Below are 20,728 nucleotides of genomic sequence, written 5' to 3' on the forward strand. Positions count from 1 at the left end.
GATTGCTCAGCGGCCTTGTTTATAGGGTTGTGTTACTGCGCACCTTGCTTGTCGATCAGCGCGGCGAGCATTTCGTACTCTTCTCGGGTCAGGTCGGTCAGCGGCGCCCGCACCGGGCCTGCGTCATAGCCGGCGATCCTGGCGCCTGCCTTGACGATGCTCACGGCGTAACCGGCCTTGCGGTTGCGGATGTCCAGGTACGGCAGGAAGAAGTCGTCGATGATCTTGCCGACGGTGGCGTGATCTTCGCGGGCAATCGCGTGGTAGAAGTCCATCGCGGTTTTCGGGATGAAGTTGAACACCGCCGACGAGTAGACCGGCACGCCCAGTGCCTTGTAGGCCGCGGCATAGACTTCTGCGGTCGGCAGACCACCGAGGTAGCTGAAGCGATCACCGAGGCGACGACGGATCGACACCATCAGCTCGATATCACCCAGACCGTCCTTGTAACCGATCAGGTTCGGGCAGCGCTCGGCCAGACGTTCCAGCAGCGGCGCGGTCAGGCGGCAGACGTTGCGGTTGTAGACCACCACACCGATGTTCACCGATTTGCACACCGCTTCAACGTGGGCGGCAACGCCGTCCTGGCTGGCTTCGGTCAGGTAATGCGGCAGCAACAACAGACCTTTGGCGCCCAGACGTTCGGCTTCCTGAGCGTATTCGATGGCCTGGCGGGTCGAACCACCGACACCGGCGAGGATCGGCACGCTGCTGGCGCAGGTGTCGACGGCAGTCTTGATGATTTCCGAGTATTCGCTGGCGGCCAAGGAGAAGAACTCACCGGTGCCACCGGCGGCGAACAGGGCCGAAGCACCGTACGGGGCCAGCCATTCCAGGCGTTTGATGTAGCCCGCGCGGTTGAAATCGCCCTGGGCATTGAAATCGGTGACCGGGAACGACAGCAGGCCGGCGGAGAGGATGGACTTCAGTTCTTGTGGATTCATTATTCGAACACCCTGGTAGCAACGTTTTTTTGTGAGTGGACCGTTCAGCCTTCGCCGAAGTTGTAGGTCATCGTACAACTTAAAAGATAACCGTCAACTGCATTTCATCGCTGGGGGGCATTTTTTGTCGGACAAGATTTCTTTTTGACGTAGGAGTTTTCTCGACTAGGCTCTATTTAACTGTATATACATACAGTTAAATAAGAACTCACCGACGACATATCAAGGAGAAAGAAATGTCCGGTCTACAACCCAAATGCCTTGAACAACCCACACCGGTCATCGCCCGTTTCGATGATCTTTTTACCCCAGGCGGCATCGACTTCAGTGCCGAAAACCCGCATCTGGTGCTGCACATTGCCGACTCCCACAGCGATGTCGAACCCTCCCCCGCACTGACCGGCAAAGCCATGAAAGTCAAACCGCCGCTGCGCTTCGAAGGCGCGGAACACACGGCGATCGGCGATAACACACGGCTGCGCTTCGTTGAAAATGCCGAGCCGGTGCTTGCGCAAAACGTGCCCTTGCATCTGCCGAACGGATTGGCGCTGACCTATGGCCAGGTGCTCTCGCTGGGAGGCGATTTCTACGGAGTCGCCGGCCGGCCGATCAACGAAGGTGCGACTCCGGCGGATCGTCTTCAGCGCTTTTCAGCGGCGTTCGACACCCTCGCCGCCCTGCCCGCCTCTCGGGCCGAAGCGCCGCAAATTCTGGCGATCATGCAAAAAGAGATCGACGCCGTTAAACAGGCGATCAAGGACGGCAAACCACCCCACGAAGCCTATGACGCGCTGGGAGATACGTTGTCGGAAGAGTGGAACAAAATCACCGGTGGCGGCAGTTTCGTCTCGGCGCTGTTTCCGCTCGGTCGCTACCTGAAACTGGCGGCGAACAATGCCGATCATTTCGGCGAATGGGCCCGTCAGGCCTACATCGCCGGGCACACCGTCGCCCTGCAAACGGCCGCAGCCGCCCACGCCAGTCAGGACGAACTGCAACTGGAACGGGCCTATGCGATGAATGCGTTCGCCGACCATTACCTCACCGACCTGTTCTCCTCCGGTCATTTGCGGGTGCCACGCAAGGCCATGGCTGCCGTCGTAACGCCGAGCGATCTGGGCTCGCTCATCACTCGCTTCATGCATGACGAAGACAGCAAGTTCGGCCTCAAGGTGCGCAACGGACATGGCGAGCAATGGCGCGCGTTCGGTGACAAGCGCTACTTCGACGCCACGGACGCTGACAATCGCAATCAGGTGAATCTGGCGGTGCAGGATTCGGCGGACGAGGTGTATGCCGCGTATTCAGGCGGCAACGTGCCGACCACCTTCAACGCACTGCAACGGCTGCCGGATCTGACTGCCGTGATGAACCTGGCCAACAACTTCTCGCCACTGTTCCGCCTTCAAGGCAACAAAGTCCTGCGGCGCAAGGACGTGAACAACCTCAACGACACCGCCACCGTCGACGACTGGTGGGGCTGGAGCACTTACCTGCTGCTCAAGGACTATCACCCGACCGGCAACACGAATTAAGGAGCGATTCGATGAGCATCAAATTGAAACTGGAACTGGCCTCGGGCCAATCGTTGAAAGGTGCGCCGCTGCAATTGCTGCGCGACGGCGTGGCCATCGCCCGGACGTCGGTGGACGCTCAGGGGCACGCAACATTCGACGTCAGGCCCGGCCCGGGAAAACTGGCGGTCAGGGTCGATCGTTCGATTCTGCCCAAGAGCTGAAATGCCCGGACAAGATTGCCCCGGCGCGTCTCACCGATTCGCCAGGTAAAGTGCGACGACTGCCGCGAAGGATCGCGGCAGATCTTTCAAGGAGAACGAGCCATGACGTTTGCCGCTGCACACCTTCCGCAATTCCCCGATCACGCCAGCGACTCGATCATCCTGCGGCTGTCGACGCTGGATGACGATTTGATCGTTCAGGTACCCGATGGCCAGAACACACCGCCAAACTGGGATGTGTACCCGATCCTCGGCGATGATCCGGAAGAGCCTGAATGGCTGGGCTTGTCGGAGCCGACCGGCGTCTGGGATGACGCACTGGACGACATGGTCGGCCTGACCGGAATCGAACTGAGCATCCCGAGATTCGAGCTGGAAAAGTACCTGAACAGCACCGTCGAACTGCGCTACAAGTTCGCCGATGAGTCCAGTCTGGAGCCTTGCTCGGAGCCACTGAGACTCTACGTCGAAGCCTGATTCCTCAACCCTGTGCCTGCGCCTCTTCATGGGCCTGACGCAGCCGTTCGCGGCTGTTGGTCAGGTGCAGGCGCATGGCCGCGCGTGCGGCATCGGCATCCTGGCGGGCGATGGCCTCGTAGATTTCCTCGTGCTCGCGGCTCAGGCGATTCATGTAGTGCTGCTGATCATCATGGGCCAGACGCGCCGAATTCAGCCGCGTGCGCGGAATGATGCTGGTGCCCAGGTGGGTCATGATGTCGGTGAAGTAGCGGTTGCCGGTGGACAGGGCGATTTGCAGGTGGAACTGGAAATCCGACGCCACTGCATCGCTGGCATGGGCCACGCTTTCGTTCAGCGCATCGAGGGCGGCGCGCATCGCGGCCAGTTGCTCGGCGCTGCGACGCTGTGCGGCAAGGCCGGCAGATTCAACTTCCAGACTGATACGGAATTCGAGAATTGCCAGCACGTCACGTAGAGTGACCACGGTGGCCGGGTCGATCCGGAAACCGCTCGGGCTCGGCGTGTCGAGCACGAAGGTGCCGATGCCGTGGCGGGTTTCCACCTGCCCTGCAGCCTGCAGCCGGGAAATCGCCTCGCGCACCACGGTGCGGCTGACACCATGAGCCTCCATGATCGCCGACTCGGTGGGCAACTTGTCGCCACGCTTGAGCAGACCGTCGCGGATCTGCTCGGTCAGCACCGTCACCAGTTCCTGTGCCAGGCTGCGGCGCTTGCGAGGGAGGCGCGGGGTGTCGATCGGGGTTTCCATGGTCTGCGTTTGTCTCGAAAATTCGGTAAGAGGGGCATCATAGCCCAAGGGAGTTGTACGATCACCGTCCTCTGTGGGAGCAGGCTCCCACAGATTCGGTACACATCAGGCCGTGACGGTCTGCTCGACCAGATGCCCGCTGTCGATCCGCACATGCCGTGGATGGAAGCGCTTGAGGCTGCTGCGATGGCCTACGCTGACGATGCTCAGGCCCGGCAACTGATCGATCAGGGCCTGATACAGCGTGGCTTCGTCTTCTTCGTCCATCGCCGACGTCGCTTCGTCCATGTACAGCCAGTGCGGTGCGTAGAGCAGCGCACGGGCGAAGGCCAGACGTTGCTGCTCACCTGGCGACAACATGCGCTGCCAGTGGTTGGCTTCTTCCAGACGTGCCACCAGATGCGGCAGACGGCAGGTTTCCAGCACTTGTGCATAACGCTCTGGTGCGTAGGTGTCGCCCGGTTGTGGATAACTCAAGGCGTCACGCAGGGTGCCGATCGGCAGATACGGCTTCTGTGGCAGGAACAGATAACGCGATGCCGGCAGGCGAATGCTGCCGTGTCCGGCTGGCCACAAATGCCCCATCGCCCGGAACAGGGTGGATTTACCGCTGCCGGAGCGGCCACTGAGCATCACCCGGTCGCCCGGTTCTACGGTCATCGTGGCACTGGTCAGCAGATGACGACCATCGGCCAGATCGAGCCCGAGGTTGTGCACCTTCAATTCGCTGCCCTGGTTCTGCACGTCGATGGCCGGTGCACGCTCTTCGTTGCTGGTCATGGCCTGATGGAAGCTCAGCAGACGATCGCACGTGGCGCGCCAGGAAGCGAGGTTCTGGTAAGCACTGATGAACCAGCTGAAACTCTCCTGAACGTTGCCGAATGCCGAGCTGATCTGCATGAGTTCACCGAGCTCGATCTTGCCGGCGAGGTAACGCGGCGAGGCGACGATGAATGGGAAAATGATCGCGGCCTGGCTGTAACCGGCCGTGAAAAACGTCAGGCGCTTGGAGACTTTCATGATGTCCCAGAAGTTGTGCCAGACATTGCCGAAGCGGCCGCTCAAGCGACGATTCTCATTCGGTTCGCCGTTGTACAGAGCAATGCTTTCGGCATTTTCCCGAATCCGCACCATGGAAAAACGCAGGTCGGCTTCGAAGCGTTGTTGTTGGTTATTCAGACCGATCAGTCGTCGACCGATTAAATGCGTCAACCAGCTACCGACCACTGCATAAACCAGAACGCACCAGAACATGTAGCCGGGAATAGTGATGCCATAAACTTCAATACTGCCCGACACGCCCCACAAAATAATCGAAAACGACACCAGGCTGACGACATTGCGTAGCAGCCCGATACCCAGCTCAAGGGTATTGGAGGTGAAATTGTTGAGGTCTTCGGAAATCCGCTGGTCCGGGTTATCGGTGTAACCACCCTGCTCCAACTGGTAGTAATTCTTGTCGGCGAGCCAACGGGAAAAATGCTTTTCAGTAAGCCAGGCTCGCCAGCGGATCGTCAGCATCTGAGTCAGGTAGAGCCGATACACCGCACCGACAATCGCGACTGCAGCAATCGCGCAGAAGTACAGGATCAGATGCCAGAACGCCGCTTCATCTTTCTTTTGCAGCGCATTATAGAAATCCTTGTACCAAGTGTTGAACCACACCGAGATGCCCACGCTGAGCAGCGAGAGTGCAATCACGGCAATCAGCAGCGTCCAGGCCTTGCCCTTCTCTTCACTGCGCCAGTAAGGCGTGGTCATGGCCCACACCTTGCGAAAAAACTGCCCGCGCACAGCATCGTTGACCGCGGAATATTCAGCGTTCTGATTCATGGATAAGGCTCGATAAAGAAAAGAACAGACACGCACCGATCATAGTTGATCGGTGCGCTTTATCGCGAGGGCTGGCGATGGCCGTTCAGCGCAGGTTCAGCGACGAACCGGGCGCTTTTGCAGCTTGCGCTGCAGGGTACGGCGGTGCATGCCCAGGGCGCGGGCAGTGGCGGAGATGTTGCCTTCGTGCTCGGTCAGCACGCGCTGGATGTGTTCCCACTGCAGGCGATCCACCGACATCGGGTTTTCCGGCACCAGGCTGTCGAGGTCGGCGTGTTCGGACAGCAGCGCCGCCAGCACGTCGTCGGCGTCCGCCGGTTTGCACAGGTAGTTGCAGGCACCGCGCTTGATCGCTTCGACCGCGGTGGCAATGCTCGAGTAACCGGTGAGGATCACCACGCGCATTTCCGGGTCCAGCTCCAGCAGCTTGGGCAGCAAGACCAGACCGGAATCGCCGTCCATTTTCAGGTCCAGCGCCGCATAGTCCGGCAGATCGGCCTGGGCGATGGTCAGGCCTTCCTCGGCGGAACCGGCGGTGCTGACGCGAAAACCACGGCGAGCCATGGCACGAGCCATCACCCGGGTAAAGGTCGCGTCGTCATCGACCAGCAGCAAATGCGGCAGTTCTTCGCCTTCGACTTGGATTTCGTCACTCATGTTGCTCTCCTCGGGCGCCGTGGGGCAGGCGCAGCTCGGTGAGCGTGCCGCCTTCCTCATGACTATAGAGTTTCACTGAGCCGCCGGCGCGTGTCACGCTGGCCTTGCTCAAAAACAGGCCCAGGCCGAAACCTTTGCCCTTGGTGGTAAAAAACGGTTTGCCGATCTGTTCGGCGATGGCCAGCGGCACACCGGCGCCGTGGTCGCGAATGCTGATGGTCAGGTCTTCGGCGGTCCAGTCCAGGGTCACCTGAAGATTTTCCGGACAGGCATCGGCGGCGTTGTTCAGCAGATTCAGCAAGGCCTGGGTCAGATCCGGCGGAGGTGCCACACGTGGCAACGGCCCCTGGCCCAGACGCTGGAAGCGATAACTGGCTTCGGGGCGCATCAGGTGCCAGCGGTTGAGCGCCTCGTCGAGCCATTCGGTGACATCCTGCATCTCCACCGCCATCCGGCGATTGGCCTCGGCGGCGCGCACCAGTTGTTGCAGGGTTTCCTTGCAGAGCTTGACCTGATCCTTGAGCACCTTCAGGTCTTCCTGAAGCATCGGATCGTGATGATCCTGCTGCATTTCATTGAGCAACACGCTCATGGTCGCCAGCGGCGTACCCAGCTCATGAGCGGCACCGGCGGCCTGAGTCGCCACCGCCAGCAACTGCTGGTCGCGCAGGCCTTCTTCACGGCGGATCGCCCGCAACTCTTCCTGGCGGCGCAGCTCTTCGGCCATCCTCGCGGCGAAGAATGTGATGACCGCCGCCGCAAGGGCGAAGCTCAGCCACATGCCGTAGATCTGCAGATTCTCCCGGGCCACCGGCAGGGTTTCCAGCGGATAGAAATGCGTCAGCATCAAGGTGTACAAGGCCAGCGCAATGCCCGACAGCACCACCGAATAACGCCACGGCAGCGTCACCGCTGCGATGGTCAGCGGCACCAGATAATAGGAAACGAACGGGTTGGTCGAACCACCGGAGAAATACAGCAAGGCGCTGTGGATAACCAGGTCGCAGGCCAGTTGCAGCGCATATTCGAGCTCGGTGACCGGCCACGAAGTGCGCAGGCGCACGGCGGTGAACACACACAGCAGAATCGAACAGCCGAGGGTCATCACCAGTTGCACCCACGGCAACGGCAACAATTCCAGCCAGTAGGCCAGGCCCACGGAACCGGCCTGCGCGGCGAGCACCAGGGTGCGGATGAAAGTCAGCCGCCAGAGGTTCTGGCGAGTGGCGGAAGTCAGTTGTACGGGGGCGAGCATGAGCTCTCCTGATGAGCGCTCCAGGCGGATCGCACGGAGTATAACCAAGGCGCGGGCTTGAGAGGCGAAAGTGCGGCAAACGACCACATGGCAAAAAGCGGCGCGGCGGCTATAAGGCCCATCTGTATAGAAGTTGTAACTGGGCGAACCGGATCATAAAAGCTAGAGTCTGATGGTTTCACGCAGGCCCCCGAACCATCACCTGCGCCCTCATCAAGGAGCTTTCATGCACACATTTCGCCGCAGCGCCGCCCTTCTCGCCCTCACCGTCGGCAGCGTCGCCAGCCTTCCGGCTCTGGCCGCCGATGAGCTGCACTACAACCAGATTTCCCTGCGCGCCGAAGTCAGCCAGGAAGTGGCCCGCGACCTGATGATCGTGACCCTCTACACCGAAGAACAGAACACCGACCCTGCCAAACTCGCCGCCGACGTCAGCACTACCATGAACAAGGCCCTGGCCCAGGCCAAACAGGTGAAAGACATCACCCTGCGCCAGGGCAGCCGCAACAGCTACCCGATCTACGACACCAAGGGCCAGAAAATCACCGGCTGGCGCGAACGCGCCGAACTGCGCCTGGAAAGCACCGACTTCGCCGCCCTGTCCAAACTCACCGGCGAGTTGCTGACCGACCTGAAAATGGGCGGCATGGACTTCGCCATCGCCGACCCGACCCGCAAGGCCAGCGAAGACAAACTGCTGAAAGAAGCCGTCACCGCCTTCAAGGGCCGCGCCCAACTGGCCACCGACGCCCTGGGCGGCAAGGGCTACAAAATCGTCAACCTGAACCTCAACAGCAACGGCTACCCGCAACCGTACATGCGCGCCCCGATGATGATGAAAGCGGCCGCTGGCATGGACGCTGCGCCAGTGACGCCTGAAGTCGAAGCAGGCACCAGCCAGGTCAGCTTGACGGCCGATGGCTCGATCGAAGTGTTGATGCAGTGATTGAGTGACGGCGGAATGAAGAACCGGTGATCAGTGATGATCGCCGGTTTTTTTGTGCCCGGGATTTGAGTTGTCAGCTCTGTCGTCATCGCTGGCAAGCCAGCTCCCACCGGTTCTACGGATTTATTGAAATCGCGCACGACCCTGTGGGAGCGGGCTTGCCCGCGATGAACGATGACTCGGTCGTCAGGCTCGCGGATCAACCCGATCCAGCGCCCGGTTCACCGCCAGCTCGGCCAGCATGATGATCTGCTGGATCCCGAGCGCGGTACTGCGTTGCGGGCCGCTGAGTTCGTTTGCGAAATTGCTGGCGATGGTACTGGCCGACGCCAGGGACTCGCAGGCATTGGCCAGCAGACTTTCGGTGTCGACGTTGGGAGTGACCATGTACATCGTGCTCGGGCGCGGTTTGGAAGGGTTGGGGCAAAGATAGAAATCGAGGGCGCGCTTGATGGCTTCGCGGTTGCGGGCGAGGTCTTCGGCGCGCATGGCTTCTTCGAGGGGGGTGGGTGATTCGAGGGGTGGGTCGGGGACAACCTTGTTCATTGATAACCTCCTTGCTGACTTTAAGCCACCAGATGCCGTTCTCACGCGGCGAAGAGGTGGCAGCTATGTGCGGGGTGAGAAACCGGGCAAGGAGATTCCGGCCAGACCAAAGTCTGCCCGCACACAGCCGCCATAAATCAATTACAGGCAGCAGAGAGCTGGCGGCAATTATGGTCGGACTGACGTTTGAATAACACTCGCTTGCCTGGGTTCTCACACCCAATCACAGAGTTTTCTGCGACAACCGAAGACTAGAGAGCGTGCTTCCGACGGACAACCTGAAAACCTTGTGGGAAGGGTCCTGCGATGTTGTTGAGATTTAAACAGTTTCAAAAGCTGCCCTCACCCTAACCCTCTCCCGGAGGGAGAGGGGACTGACCGTGGTGTTTGGGAGAGGTACGCCGACGTGCGATATCGAAGGTGAATTCAAAATCTGAAAAGCACACAAACCGCTCTAGCTGTTGCCCCACCACCACTCAACAGGATGAGCGTTAGCTCGGCTGCAGCTCTTGATCTTGATCCACGGGCGACGTCGGAAGGCTGAGTGGAGGGATTTATCCGGGGGTGGGAGCGCAGCGACCGTTTGGCGAAGCCAAACACATCGAGAGGAGGTGCAGCGAAGCAAACCGTAGGCGATGCCCCCCGGATGAATCCCGGAGCGAAGGAACCCCGAGCCTCAGCGAGCGGGCCGAACGTAGGAGCAAGCGTTTTTGGTTACTTTTTAGGCGTTTGTAAAAAGTGACCCGCCGTAAGGGCGGAACCATAAGAAGCCGTTACCGCAGCAACGGATATGTACCTAATCCCCCAGATATACCGAGACAGACACCTAACCTAGAAAAACGATATTTCCGCGCCCACCAAAACCCCAGCTAACCTCCCCCGCCACAACCACTTCCAGACCAGCGGGCCAGATATGCATAGATTCACCCTTAAACCAGTTCTAATAACCCTGGCTCTGACCGCCATAACCCCAATCGCCAACGCAGCAACAACCCTCGTCTACTGCTCCGAAGCCAGCCCCGCAGGCTTCGACCCCAGCCAATACACCAGCGGTACCGACTTCGACGCCTCCGCCGAAACCGTCTTCAACCGCCTCACCCAATTCAAACGCGGTGGCACCGAAGTCGAACCCGGCCTGGCCACAAGCTGGGACGTAACCCCGGACGGCCTCCAGTACACCTTCCACCTGCGCCAGAACGTAAAATTCCACACCACGGATTACTTCACCCCCACCCGCACCTTCAACGCCGACGACGTACTGTTCACCTTCCAGCGCCTGCTCGACCCGGACAACGCCTTTCGCAAGGCCTATCCCGCCGAGTCCCCGTACTTCACCGACATGGACCTGAACACCACGATCAAATCCGTGGAAAAACTCGACGAACACACCGTGCGCTTCAACCTGAACAACGTCGACGCCGCGTTCGTGCAAAACCTCGCCATGAGCTTCGCCTCGGTGCAATCCGCCGAATACGCCGCGCAGTTGCTCAAGGAAGGCAAGGCAGCAGACATCAACCAGAAACCGGTCGGCACCGGCCCGTTCGTGTTCAAGCGTTACCAGAAGGACTCGCAGATCCGCTACGCGGCGAACAAGGACTACTGGAAACCCGAAGATGTGAAAATCGACAACCTGGTGTTCTCGATCACCCCGGACGCCGCCGTCCGCCTGCAGAAGCTCAAGACCGGCGAATGCCAGGTCAGCGGCTACCCGCGCCCGGCCGACATCGAAGTGATGGAAAAAGACCCGAACCTGCGCGTGTTGAAGCAGGCCGGCTTCAACCTCGGCTTCCTCGCCTACAACACCACCCATCCCCCGCTGGACCAGCTCAAGGTGCGTCAGGCACTGGACATGGCGATCGACAAACCGGCGATCATCAAGGCGGTTTACCAGAGTGCCGGGCAACTGGCGCAGAACGCCCTGCCACCCGCGCAATGGTCCTATGACCCGAATATCAAGGACGCACCGTACGACCCCGTAAAAGCCAAGGCGCTACTCAAGGAAGCCGGGGTTGCACCGGGTACAACCATCAACCTCTGGGCGATGACCGTGCAGCGTGCGTCCAACCCCAATGCGCGGATGTCGGCACAAATGATCCAGCAGGATTGGGAGAAAATCGGTATCAAGGCCAACATCGTCAGCTATGAATGGGGCGAGTACATCAAGCGCGCCAAGAATGGCGAACACGACGCGATGATCTACGGCTGGACCGGTGACAACGGCGACCCGGACAACTGGCTGGGCGTGCTTTACAGCTGCGCGGCGGTGAAAGGCAGCAACTACGCCAAGTGGTGCGATCCGGCCTACGACAAACTGGTGCAGCAGGCCAAGGTGTCCACCGATAAATCGCAACGGGTAAAACTGTATCAACAGGCGCAACTGATCCTGAAACAGCAGGTGCCGATCACGCCGATCGCCAACTCCACGGTGTTCCAGCCACTGCGCAAGGAAGTCACCGACTTCAAGATCAGCCCGTTCGGTCTAACCCCCTTCTATGGCGTGGGTATAAATAAGTAACACCCGGCCCCAAGGCGGCGCGCAAATCGTGACCAATGCACCGTTTTGGGGCTTCATTTGCACCGTAAAAACCGACCGCAAACGGTCAAATGCGTCAGAAGTTATACAGATGCGACATTAAGGTACGTTCGTGCCACCGTTTGATGCCGCCGGGCGCTCTGGATCTTGCATTGGGTATGGGCCCTGCATAAGTATCCGCAGGCACGACTCACGAGGTCGTACCTCAATATTAAAAAATGACAACAAATCATGAGGCCAACATGCTTAAACACGCGGTCATTCCGTTTTTAGTCGGCGCAGGCTTGTTAGCCTCCGCACCTTTCGCTTCCGCTGCGACTAACCTGGTGTTCTGCTCCGAAGGCAGCCCGGCCGGTTTCGACCCAGGCCAATACACCACCGGAACCGACTTCGACGCCTCAGCCGAAACCATGTTCAACCGTCTGACCCAGTTCGAGCGTGGCGGCACCGCCGTTGTTCCTGGGCTGGCGACCAGCTGGGACATTTCCCCGGACGGCCTGACCTACACCTTCCACCTGCGTGAAGGCGTGAAGTTCCACACCACCCCGTATTTCAAGCCGACTCGTGAGTTCAACGCCGACGACGTGCTGTTCACCTTCAATCGCATGATTAACAAGGATGACCCGTTCCGTAAGGCGTACCCGACCGAATTCCCGTACTTCACCGACATGGGGATGGATACCAACATCACCAAGATCGATAAAGTCGACGACCACACCGTCAAGTTCACTCTGAAAGAAGTCGACGCCGCGTTCATCCAGAACATGGCCATGAGCTTCGCTTCGGTTCAGTCCGCCGAGTACGCAGCGCAGCTGCTGAAGGAAGGCAAGGCTGCCGACATCAATCAGAAGCCGATCGGCACTGGTCCGTTCGTATTCAAGAGCTACCAGAAAGACTCCAACATCCGCTACACCGGGAACAAGGACTACTGGAAGCCTGAAGACGTGAAGATCGACAACCTGATCTTCGCCATCACCACCGACCCGTCGGTACGTATCCAGAAGCTGAAGAAGAACGAGTGCCAGGTCACTCTGTTCCCGCGTCCGGCCGACCTCGCCGCACTGAAAGCCGATCCTGCGTTGAAGATGCCTGACCAGGCCGGTTTCAACCTGGGCTACATCGCCTACAACGTGATGGACAAGGTCAAGGGCAGCAACGAAGCCAACCCGCTGGCCGACCTGCGCGTTCGCCAGGCGCTGGACATGGCCGTCAACAAGCCACAGATCATCGACTCGGTTTACCAGGGCGCAGGCCAGCTGGCCGTCAACGCCATGCCGCCGACCCAGTGGTCCTACGACACCACCATCAAGGACGCCAAATACGATCCCGAGAAAGCCAAGCAGCTGCTCAAGGAAGCCGGCGTCAAGGAAGGCACCGAGATCGTCCTGTGGGCGATGCCGGTTCAGCGTCCGTACAACCCGAACGCCAAACTGATGGCCGAAATGCTCCAGTCCGACTGGAAGAAGATCGGTCTGAACGTGAAGATCACCAGCTACGAGTGGGGCGAGTACATCAAGCGTTCCAAAGGTGGCGAGAACCAGGCCATGATCATTGGCTGGAGCGGTGACAATGGTGACCCGGACAACTGGCTCAACGTGCTGTTTGGTTGCGACTCGCTGAGCGGCAACAACTTCTCCAAATGGTGCGACAAGAAATTCGACGGCCTCGTGAAAGAAGCCAAGCGCACCACTGACCAGGCCAAGCGCACCGAACTCTACAAAGAGGCGCAGCACGTCCTCAAAGATGCAGTCCCTATGACACCTATCGCTCACTCGACGGTGTATCAACCCATGCGCGCCAACGTGCAGGACTTCAAGATCAGCCCGTTCGGCTTGAACTCCTTCTACGGCGTCAGCATCAAGTAAAAAACGCAGCGGCGACGTTTTCAGCGTCGCCGCTGCTTTTTTCTGCCGAATAGTCAGGAATTTGCCTACATCCTTTTCCACTTGGTCTTACCAGGTTGGTTTAGGACGTGTCGCCTTTTCCTACGAGTCTTTAGGACTCAGCGCATTTACTGCCAGACCTGCGGCCCCTACCGTCAGGTTCTGACCAGTGACTGCGTGGGCTATCGGTTTGCTGTGGGTTTGAGCTCAATGCAGCCACAACTTCCCTGGAAGGGATCGCGGCGCATTGAAAAACACTGAGAAAAGAGGGAGCGTCATGCGCCACACCTTGGTTTTTTCCGCATTGCTGGGCGCCGGCCTGTTGGCCGCCACGTCCGCGAGTTTTGCCGCCAGCGACAGCCTGGTGTTCTGCTCCGAAGGCAGCCCGGCCGGTTTCGATACCGCGCAATACACGACCGCGACCGATAACGACGCCGCCGAACCGCTGTACAACCGTCTGGCCGAGTTCGAAAAAGGCGCGACCAATGTCGTACCGGGCCTGGCAACGAGCTGGGATATTTCCGAGGATGGCCTCAAGTACACCTTTCACCTGCGTGAAGGGGTGAAATTTCATACAACGGCGTACTTCAAACCTACCCGCGACTTCAACGCCGACGACGTGCTGTTCACGTTTAACCGCATGCTCGATCCGCAACAGCCTTTCCGTAAGGCTTATCCGACCGAGTTCCCGTATTTCAACGGGATGAGCCTGAACAAGAACATCGCCAAGGTCGAAAAGACCGGGCCGCTGACCGTGCAGTTCACGCTCAACAGCGTCGACGCCGCGTTCATCCAGAACATCGCCATGAGCTTCGCCGCCATTCTGTCCGCCGAATACGCCGACAAGCTGCTGGCCGAAGGCAAGCCGAGCGATATCAACCAGAAGCCGATCGGCACTGGCCCGTTCGTGTTCAAGAGCTATCAGAAAGACTCGAACATCCGCTACACCGGCAACCCTCATTACTGGGATCAGAGCCGGGTGAAGCTGAAGAACCTGATTTTCGCGATCAATACCGACGCTTCGGTGCGCGTGCAGAAGCTCAAGGCTGGCGAGTGCCAGGTCACTCTGCATCCGCGCCCGGCCGATGTGCCGGCACTGAAAAACGACCCGAAACTGCAACTGATCGAAAAGCCGGGCTTCAACCTCGGCTACATCGCCTACAACGTGCGCCACAAACCGTTCGACCAGCTCGAAGTGCGTCAGGCGCTGGACATGGCGGTGAATAAACAGGGGATTCTCAACGCTGTTTACCAGGGTGCCGGTCAACTGGCGGTCAACGCCATGCCGCCGACCCAATGGTCCTACGACACCAGCATCAAGGACGCCGCCTACAACCCGGAAAAAGCCAAGGAACTGCTCAAGGCTGCGGGCGTCAAGGAAGGCACCGAGATCACCCTGTGGGCCATGCCGGTGCAGCGCCCGTACAACCCGAACGCCAAACTGATGGCCGAAATGCTCCAGGCAGACTGGGCGAAAATCGGTCTGAAAGTGAAGATCGTCAGCTACGAATGGGGCGAGTACATCAAGCGCACCAAGAATGGCGAACACGATGTCAGCCTGATCGGCTGGACCGGTGACAACGGGGACCCGGACAACTGGCTCGGCACGCTGTATAGCTGCGACGCCATTGGCGGCAACAACTATTCCATGTGGTGCGACCCGGCTTACGACAAGCTGATCAAAGAGGCCAAGGTCGTCACCGACCGCGACCAGCGCACCGTGCTCTACAAACAGGCCCAGCAGTTGCTCAAGCAGCAAGTGCCGATCACGCCTGTCGCCCACTCGACGGTCAACCAGCCGCTGAGCGCCAGGGTTGAAGGATTCAAGGTCAGTCCCTTCGGCCGCAACGTGTTTTCGGGTGTCAGCATCGATTAAACCCATAACCGATTAGCCGCAATGCTGAGGAGGCTGTCTACCTCCTCACGCAAGCGCTTTGCCGAAATTTGCCGATCAGGCCTTTTGCAAACGTTTGCGATGTGTGAATGAGTTCTAAAACCAAAAACCGGCCCAACAAAAAAAGCCGGCATAAAAAGAAAGTAAAGGAGCTTCACCCATGAAACTGAGCAGCACCGCGATACTGGCCTTGGCCATCAGCAGCATCACCGCCACGGCGTTTGCCGAGGAGCAGAGCCAGGCGTTCACCCCGGTGACCGTCAACGAGAAAAGCGCCCAGGCTGACGCCACCGGCTTCCTCGAAGGCTCCAAAGTCAGCGGCACGACCCGTAACTGGTACGCCAACGAGCAACTGAAGCGCGGCGGCAAGTTCACTTACCGCAAGGACGGCGTTGCCACCCCGACCGATCGTCGTATCAACTGGGTACAGGGCACCATCGTCAACTTCACCTCCGGTTTCACTCAGGGCACCGTGGGTGTCAGCACTGAAGTAGCCGCCTACAACGCCGTGGCCCTGGAGCGTGATCGCAAGGCCCTGGCCTCCAACAACGGTGGTGCACCGGGTTCGCGTCCAGGCGCGGGCAACAACCGTACCCTGACCAAGGAAGGCGGTGACGCTGAAGGTCAGTGGAGCAAACTGGGCCTGGCCAACGTCAAGTTCCGCGTTTCCAACACCACCCTGACCGCCGGTCGCCAGAACTTCAGCACGCCAATCGTCGACACCATCGGCAACCGTGCACTGCCTTCGAGCTTTGAAGGTGTGAGCCTGCACAGCGAAGAGCTGAACAACCTGTCGTTCGACGCCGGCAGCTTCGACCGCGTATCGCCGCGCACCGAAGAGAGCCTGTCGAAATTCCGCACCGAGTACAGCGCCAACGGCGCCGAAACCGATCGCGTGAGCATCGTCGGCCTGAACTACCAGCCGCTGCAGAGCCTGAAGACCAGCCTGTACGCCTCCAAGGCTGAAGACTTCTGGAACCAGTACTACTTCGGCGCCACCCACGAACTGGGTGACAGCAACGTCGTGAGCCTGACCACCGGCCTGAACTACTACAAGACCGTCGATACCGGCAAGAAAGAGATGGGCAACATCGACAACGACACCTACTCGCTGTCGTTCGGCCTGACTCACCAGGCCCACAGCCTGACCTTCTCGTACCAGGCGATCAACGGTGACGAATACTTCGACTACCTGCACGAAACCAACGGCATCTACCTGGCCAACTCCCTGCTGTCCGACTTCAACGGCCCGAACGAGAAATCCTTCCAGGTCGCCTACGGTCTGAACATGGCCGAATACGGCGTGCCAGGCCTGAAGTTCAACATTTACCAGGCCCGCGGCTGGGGCATCGACGGTACTCACTACACCGGCACTGCGTATGACGTACGCAGCATGGACGGCGAGCATCACTACGAATACGGCATCGGTGCCACTTACGCGGTACAGAGCGGCCCGCTCAAGGCGACCACCGTGCGTGCCACCTACACTGCTCACCGCGCCAGCGAAAACCAGGCTGACGGCAGCATCAACGAGTTCCGTCTCGTGACCACCGTACCGTTCAACATTCTGTAAAAACGCGTGCCGACGGCTGACTCAGTGACGAGTCGGCCGTTCGGCTTTTTGTCTTCAACCGATTGCAGAGGGTTATCGATGAAAATGCTTCCCCTACGTGCGGCCGTCGCTGCCGCCCTGTTGAGCGCCGCCATCGGCGTCTCGGCCAAACCCTTGGTGGTCTGCACCGAAGCCAGTCCGGAAGGCTTCGATATGGTCCAGTACACGACTGCAGTCACTGCCGACGCGGTGGCCGAAACCATTTTCAACCGCCTGGCCGACTTCAAGCCCGGCACCACTGAAGTGATCCCGGCACTCGCCGAGTCCTGGGACATCAGCGACGACGGCCTGACCTACACGTTCCATCTGCGCAAAGGCGTCAAGTTTCACACCACCGAATATTTCAAGCCGACCCGCGACCTGAACGCCGACGACGTGGTCTGGAGTTTCCAGCGTCAGCTGGACCCGAATCATCCGTGGCACAAGCTGTCGAGCGTGGGCTTCCCGTACTTTGAAAGCATGGGCTTCAAGGAACTGCTCAAGAGCGTCGAGAAAGTCGACGACAACACCGTCAAGTTCACCCTGACCCGCCGCGAAGCGCCGTTCCTGGCCGACATCGCCATGGCGTTCTCCTCGATCTACCCGGCCGAATACGCCGACCAGTTGCTCAAGTCCGGCAAGACCGGCGACCTGAACAACAAGCCGGTCGGCACCGGCCCGTTCGTTTTCCAGCGCTACAACAAGGACGCTCAGGTTCGCTTCAAGGCCAACCCGGACTACTTCCGTGGCAAGCCGCCGGCCGATGCGTTGATCCTGGCCATCGCCACCGACAACAACGTGCGCCTGCAGAAGCTCAAGGCCAACGAGTGCCAGATCGCGCTATATCCGAAACCGGATGACATCCCGAGCATCAAGAAAGACGACAAGCTGAAAGTCGATGAAATGGACGCGATGACCGTCTCGTACATCGCCATGAACACCCAGCACAAATACATCAGCGACGTGCGGGTGCGTAAAGCGATCGACATCGCCTTCGACAAGGAAGCCTATGTCAACGCCCTGTTCGGCAAGGGCAACGCGACCGTTGCGGTCAACCCGTACCCGCCGACCCTGCTGGGCTACAACCACGAGCTGAAAAACCCGCCACGTGACCTCGACGCAGCGCGCAAACTGCTCAAGGAAGCCGGTGTGCCGGAAGGCACCGTGTTTACCCTGTTTACCCGCAACGGCGGCGGCCCGACCAACCCGAACCCGATGCTCGGTGCGCAAATGATGCAGGCTGACCTGGCGAAAGTCGGGATCAAGATCGACATCCGCGTGATGGAATGGGGCGAAATGCTCAAGCGCGCCAAGGCCGGCGAACACGATATGGTGTCGGCCGGATGGGCGGGCGACAACGGCGACCCGGATAACTTCCTGACGCCTATGCTCAGTTGCGAGGCCGCCAAGAACGGCGAAAACTACGCCCGCTGGTGCAACGAGAAATTCCAGACCCTGCTCGACGAAGCACGGGCTAAAGTAGATCCGGCCGAACGCGCCAAACTGTATGAAGAAGCCCAGGCCATCTTCAATCAGGACCAACCGTGGATCAGCATGGCCCACACCCGGATGTTCACCGCAATGCGCAACAACGTAGAGGGTTATCACATCAGCCCTCTCACAACCAATAACTTCGCCACCACCCAGGTGAAGTAGATAAGAAACTCCCGGCCTCCCTGACCCCAGGGTCGCCGGGCACGCCTAACCGGCTGATGAGGTACCACACAAGATGTTTAGTTTTATTGCCCGCCGACTGGGGTTGTTGATCCCCACGTTTTTCGGCATCACCTTGCTGACTTTCGCGTTGATTCGCATGATTCCCGGCGACCCCGTGGAAGTGATGATGGGCGAACGTCGGGTCGACCCCGAAATGCACGCTCAGGCAATGGAACGCCTCGGTCTGAACAAACCGCTGTACGCCCAGTACCTGGACTACATCGGCAAACTGGCCCACGGCGATCTCGGCGAATCCCTGCGCACCCGTGAGAGCGTATGGACCGAGTTCACCTCCCTCTTCCCGGCGACCCTGGAACTGTCCATGGCCGCCCTGTTGTTCGCCGGCGTCCTGGGCCTACTGGCCGGGGTGATCGCGGCCCTCAAGCGAGGATCCCTGTTCGACCACGGGGTGATGGGCATCTCCCTGGCGGGGTATTCGATGCCGATCTTCTGGTGGGGCCTGATTCTCATCATGTTCTTCTCGGTGAGCCTGGGCTGGACCCCGGTTTCCGGGCGGATCGACCTGCTCTATGACATTGAGCCACGCACCGGTTTCATGCTGATCGACACCCTGCTCGCCAATGACACCGGCGCTTTCCTGGATGCCCTGCATCACCTGATCCTGCCGGCCATCGTCCTCGGCACCATTCCGCTGGCGGTGATCGCACGGATGACCCGTTCGTCGATGCTCGAAGTGCTGCGTGAAGACTACATCCGTACCGCCAAGGCCAAAGGCCTGTCGCCGTCGCGCGTGGTGTTCGTGCACGGTCTGCGCAACGCCCTGATCCCGGTGCTGACCGTGGTCGGCCTGCAAGTCGGCACCCTGCTGGCCGGTGCGGTACTGACCGAGACCATCTTCTCGTGGCCCGGCATCGGCAAATGGCTGATCGAAGCCATCGGCGCCCGGGACTATCCGGTCGTGCAGAACGGCATTCTGTTGATCGCCTGCCTGGTGATCCTGGTCAACTTCGTGGTGGACATCCTCTACGGCTTTGCCAACCCACGCATCCGTCATCAGCGCTGAGGTCAATACCCATGAGCACTCCAACATCCTCAGTAGTCACCGCTGCACCTGGCGCGGATCAAAGTCTGCTGTACCCGTCGCCGTACAAAGAATTCTGGCAAGCCTTCGCCAAGAACAAGGGCGCCGTTGCCGGCCTGCTGTTCATGCTGCTGGTGATTTTCTGCGCGATCTTCGCGCCGTGGGTCGCCCCGCATAACCCGAGCGAGCAATACCGTGACTTCCTGCTGACGCCACCGGCGTGGCTCGAAGGCGGGCAGATGCAGTTCCTGCTCGGCACCGATGAACTGGGTCGCGACCTGCTGTCGCGTCTGATCCAGGGTTCGCGCCTGTCGCTGCTGATCGGTCTGTCGTCGGTGGTGATGTCGCTGATTCCGGGGATCCTGCTGGGTCTGTTCGCCGGTTTCTTCCCGAAAGTGGTCGGCCCGACCATCATGCGTCTGATGGACATCATGCTGGCCCTGCCGTCGCTGCTGCTGGCCGTGGCGATCGTCGCCATCCTCGGCCCGGGCCTGATCAACACCGTGATCGCGATTGCCGTGGTTTCGCTGCCGTCCTACGTGCGTCTGACCCGTGCTGCGGTGATGGGCGAACTGAACCGCGACTACGTGACCGCTGCGCGTCTGGCCGGTGCCGGCCTGCCACGCCTGATGTTCATCACCGTGCTGCCGAACTGCATGGCACCGCTGATCGTTCAGGCCACCCTGAGCTTCTCTTCGGCGATCCTCGACGCCGCCGCCCTGGGCTTCCTCGGCCTCGGCGTCCAGCCGCCAACCCCTGAGTGGGGCACCATGCTGGCCTCGGCCCGCGACTACATCGAACGCGCCTGGTGGGTCGTGAGTCTGCCGGGTCTGACCATTTTGCTCAGCGTGCTGGCAATCAACTTGATGGGCGACGGCCTGCGCGATGCGCTGGACCCGAAACTCAAGAACGCCGCCTGAGG

Annotated in this window: 17 protein-coding genes; 11 read left to right on the forward strand and 6 right to left on the reverse strand. The window is 59.7% G+C overall.

The features are described from left to right. Window positions 1-32 precede the first annotated feature (32 nt). On the reverse strand, window positions 33-944 hold the full coding sequence (gene kdgD / locus OQ248_RS06235) for a 5-dehydro-4-deoxyglucarate dehydratase (protein ID WP_265812321.1): 912 nt from the start codon (window positions 942-944) through the stop codon (window positions 33-35). 236 nt (window positions 945-1,180) lie between these two features. Between kdgD and OQ248_RS06240 the strand changes: the two genes are divergently transcribed. From OQ248_RS06240 to OQ248_RS06250, 3 genes are all read left to right on the forward strand, one after another. Next, window positions 1,181-2,479 (forward strand): phospholipase, encoded by a 1,299-nt coding sequence (locus OQ248_RS06240; RefSeq protein WP_265812322.1) that lies wholly within the window; start codon window positions 1,181-1,183, stop codon window positions 2,477-2,479. Window positions 2,480-2,490: 11 nt separating this feature from the next. Then, on the forward strand, window positions 2,491-2,682 hold the full coding sequence (locus OQ248_RS06245; protein WP_119426685.1) for a hypothetical protein: 192 nt from the start codon (window positions 2,491-2,493) through the stop codon (window positions 2,680-2,682). A gap of 102 nt (window positions 2,683-2,784) precedes the next feature. After that, complete coding sequence (locus tag OQ248_RS06250; protein ID WP_096818914.1) at window positions 2,785-3,159, forward strand: hypothetical protein; 375 nt, start codon at window positions 2,785-2,787, stop codon at window positions 3,157-3,159. A gap of 4 nt (window positions 3,160-3,163) precedes the next feature. Here OQ248_RS06250 and OQ248_RS06255 read toward each other — a convergent pair whose 3' ends face one another. The 4 genes from OQ248_RS06255 to OQ248_RS06270 form a co-directional block, all read right to left on the reverse strand. After that, window positions 3,164-3,910, reverse strand: a complete 747-nt coding sequence (locus OQ248_RS06255) for a FadR/GntR family transcriptional regulator (RefSeq protein WP_085711808.1) — start codon at window positions 3,908-3,910, stop codon at window positions 3,164-3,166. A 105-nt stretch (window positions 3,911-4,015) separates the two neighbouring features. Continuing rightward, window positions 4,016-5,743, reverse strand: a complete 1,728-nt coding sequence (locus OQ248_RS06260; protein ID WP_265812323.1) for an ABC transporter ATP-binding protein/permease — start codon at window positions 5,741-5,743, stop codon at window positions 4,016-4,018. A 96-nt stretch (window positions 5,744-5,839) separates the two neighbouring features. Next, window positions 5,840-6,400 carry a response regulator transcription factor gene (locus OQ248_RS06265; protein WP_003221630.1) on the reverse strand — a complete coding sequence of 187 codons (561 nt, stop codon included), beginning with the start codon at window positions 6,398-6,400 and terminating at the stop codon, window positions 5,840-5,842. Continuing rightward, the gene (locus OQ248_RS06270) at window positions 6,393-7,655 is read right to left on the reverse strand and encodes an ATP-binding protein (protein WP_007953651.1); all 1,263 of its coding nucleotides are present in this window, start codon (window positions 7,653-7,655) and stop codon (window positions 6,393-6,395) included. Before OQ248_RS06270 ends, OQ248_RS06265 begins: the two co-directional genes overlap by 8 nt. Window positions 7,656-7,881: 226 nt before the next feature. Between OQ248_RS06270 and OQ248_RS06275 the strand changes: the two genes are divergently transcribed. Beyond that, window positions 7,882-8,601 carry an SIMPL domain-containing protein gene (locus OQ248_RS06275; RefSeq protein ID WP_265812324.1) on the forward strand — a complete coding sequence of 240 codons (720 nt, stop codon included), beginning with the start codon at window positions 7,882-7,884 and terminating at the stop codon, window positions 8,599-8,601. Between the two features lie 186 nt (window positions 8,602-8,787). On the opposite strand, the gene OQ248_RS06280 is transcribed toward OQ248_RS06275, so the two are convergent. Next, on the reverse strand, window positions 8,788-9,147 hold the full coding sequence (locus tag OQ248_RS06280; RefSeq protein WP_265812325.1) for a DUF6124 family protein: 360 nt from the start codon (window positions 9,145-9,147) through the stop codon (window positions 8,788-8,790). 913 nt (window positions 9,148-10,060) lie between these two features. Between OQ248_RS06280 and OQ248_RS06285 the strand changes: the two genes are divergently transcribed. From OQ248_RS06285 to OQ248_RS06315, 7 genes are all read left to right on the forward strand, one after another. Next, complete coding sequence (locus tag OQ248_RS06285; RefSeq protein ID WP_265812326.1) at window positions 10,061-11,662, forward strand: ABC transporter substrate-binding protein; 1,602 nt, start codon at window positions 10,061-10,063, stop codon at window positions 11,660-11,662. A gap of 260 nt (window positions 11,663-11,922) precedes the next feature. After that, window positions 11,923-13,545: an ABC transporter substrate-binding protein gene (locus OQ248_RS06290; protein ID WP_085711814.1), complete on the forward strand. Its 1,623-nt coding sequence runs from the start codon at window positions 11,923-11,925 to the stop codon at window positions 13,543-13,545. 295 nt (window positions 13,546-13,840) lie between these two features. Then, window positions 13,841-15,439, forward strand: coding sequence for an ABC transporter substrate-binding protein (locus OQ248_RS06295; RefSeq protein ID WP_265812327.1), 1,599 nt, complete (start codon window positions 13,841-13,843; stop codon window positions 15,437-15,439). A 178-nt stretch (window positions 15,440-15,617) separates the two neighbouring features. Continuing rightward, a complete protein-coding gene (locus OQ248_RS06300; protein ID WP_085711816.1) occupies window positions 15,618-17,030 on the forward strand; it encodes an OprD family porin in 1,413 nt (470 codons plus the stop codon). A gap of 78 nt (window positions 17,031-17,108) precedes the next feature. After that, complete coding sequence (locus OQ248_RS06305; protein WP_134825477.1) at window positions 17,109-18,704, forward strand: ABC transporter substrate-binding protein; 1,596 nt, start codon at window positions 17,109-17,111, stop codon at window positions 18,702-18,704. Window positions 18,705-18,777: 73 nt separating this feature from the next. Beyond that, window positions 18,778-19,788 (forward strand): ABC transporter permease subunit, encoded by a 1,011-nt coding sequence (locus OQ248_RS06310; RefSeq protein WP_119426677.1) that lies wholly within the window; start codon window positions 18,778-18,780, stop codon window positions 19,786-19,788. Between the two features lie 11 nt (window positions 19,789-19,799). Beyond that, complete coding sequence (locus tag OQ248_RS06315) at window positions 19,800-20,726, forward strand: ABC transporter permease subunit (RefSeq protein ID WP_085711819.1); 927 nt, start codon at window positions 19,800-19,802, stop codon at window positions 20,724-20,726. The last annotated feature ends 2 nt before the right edge of the window (window positions 20,727-20,728 follow it).

The sequence above is a fragment of the Pseudomonas sp. COW5 genome (assembly GCF_026240005.1).
Classification (GTDB): Bacteria; Pseudomonadota; Gammaproteobacteria; order Pseudomonadales; family Pseudomonadaceae; genus Aquipseudomonas; species Aquipseudomonas kribbensis.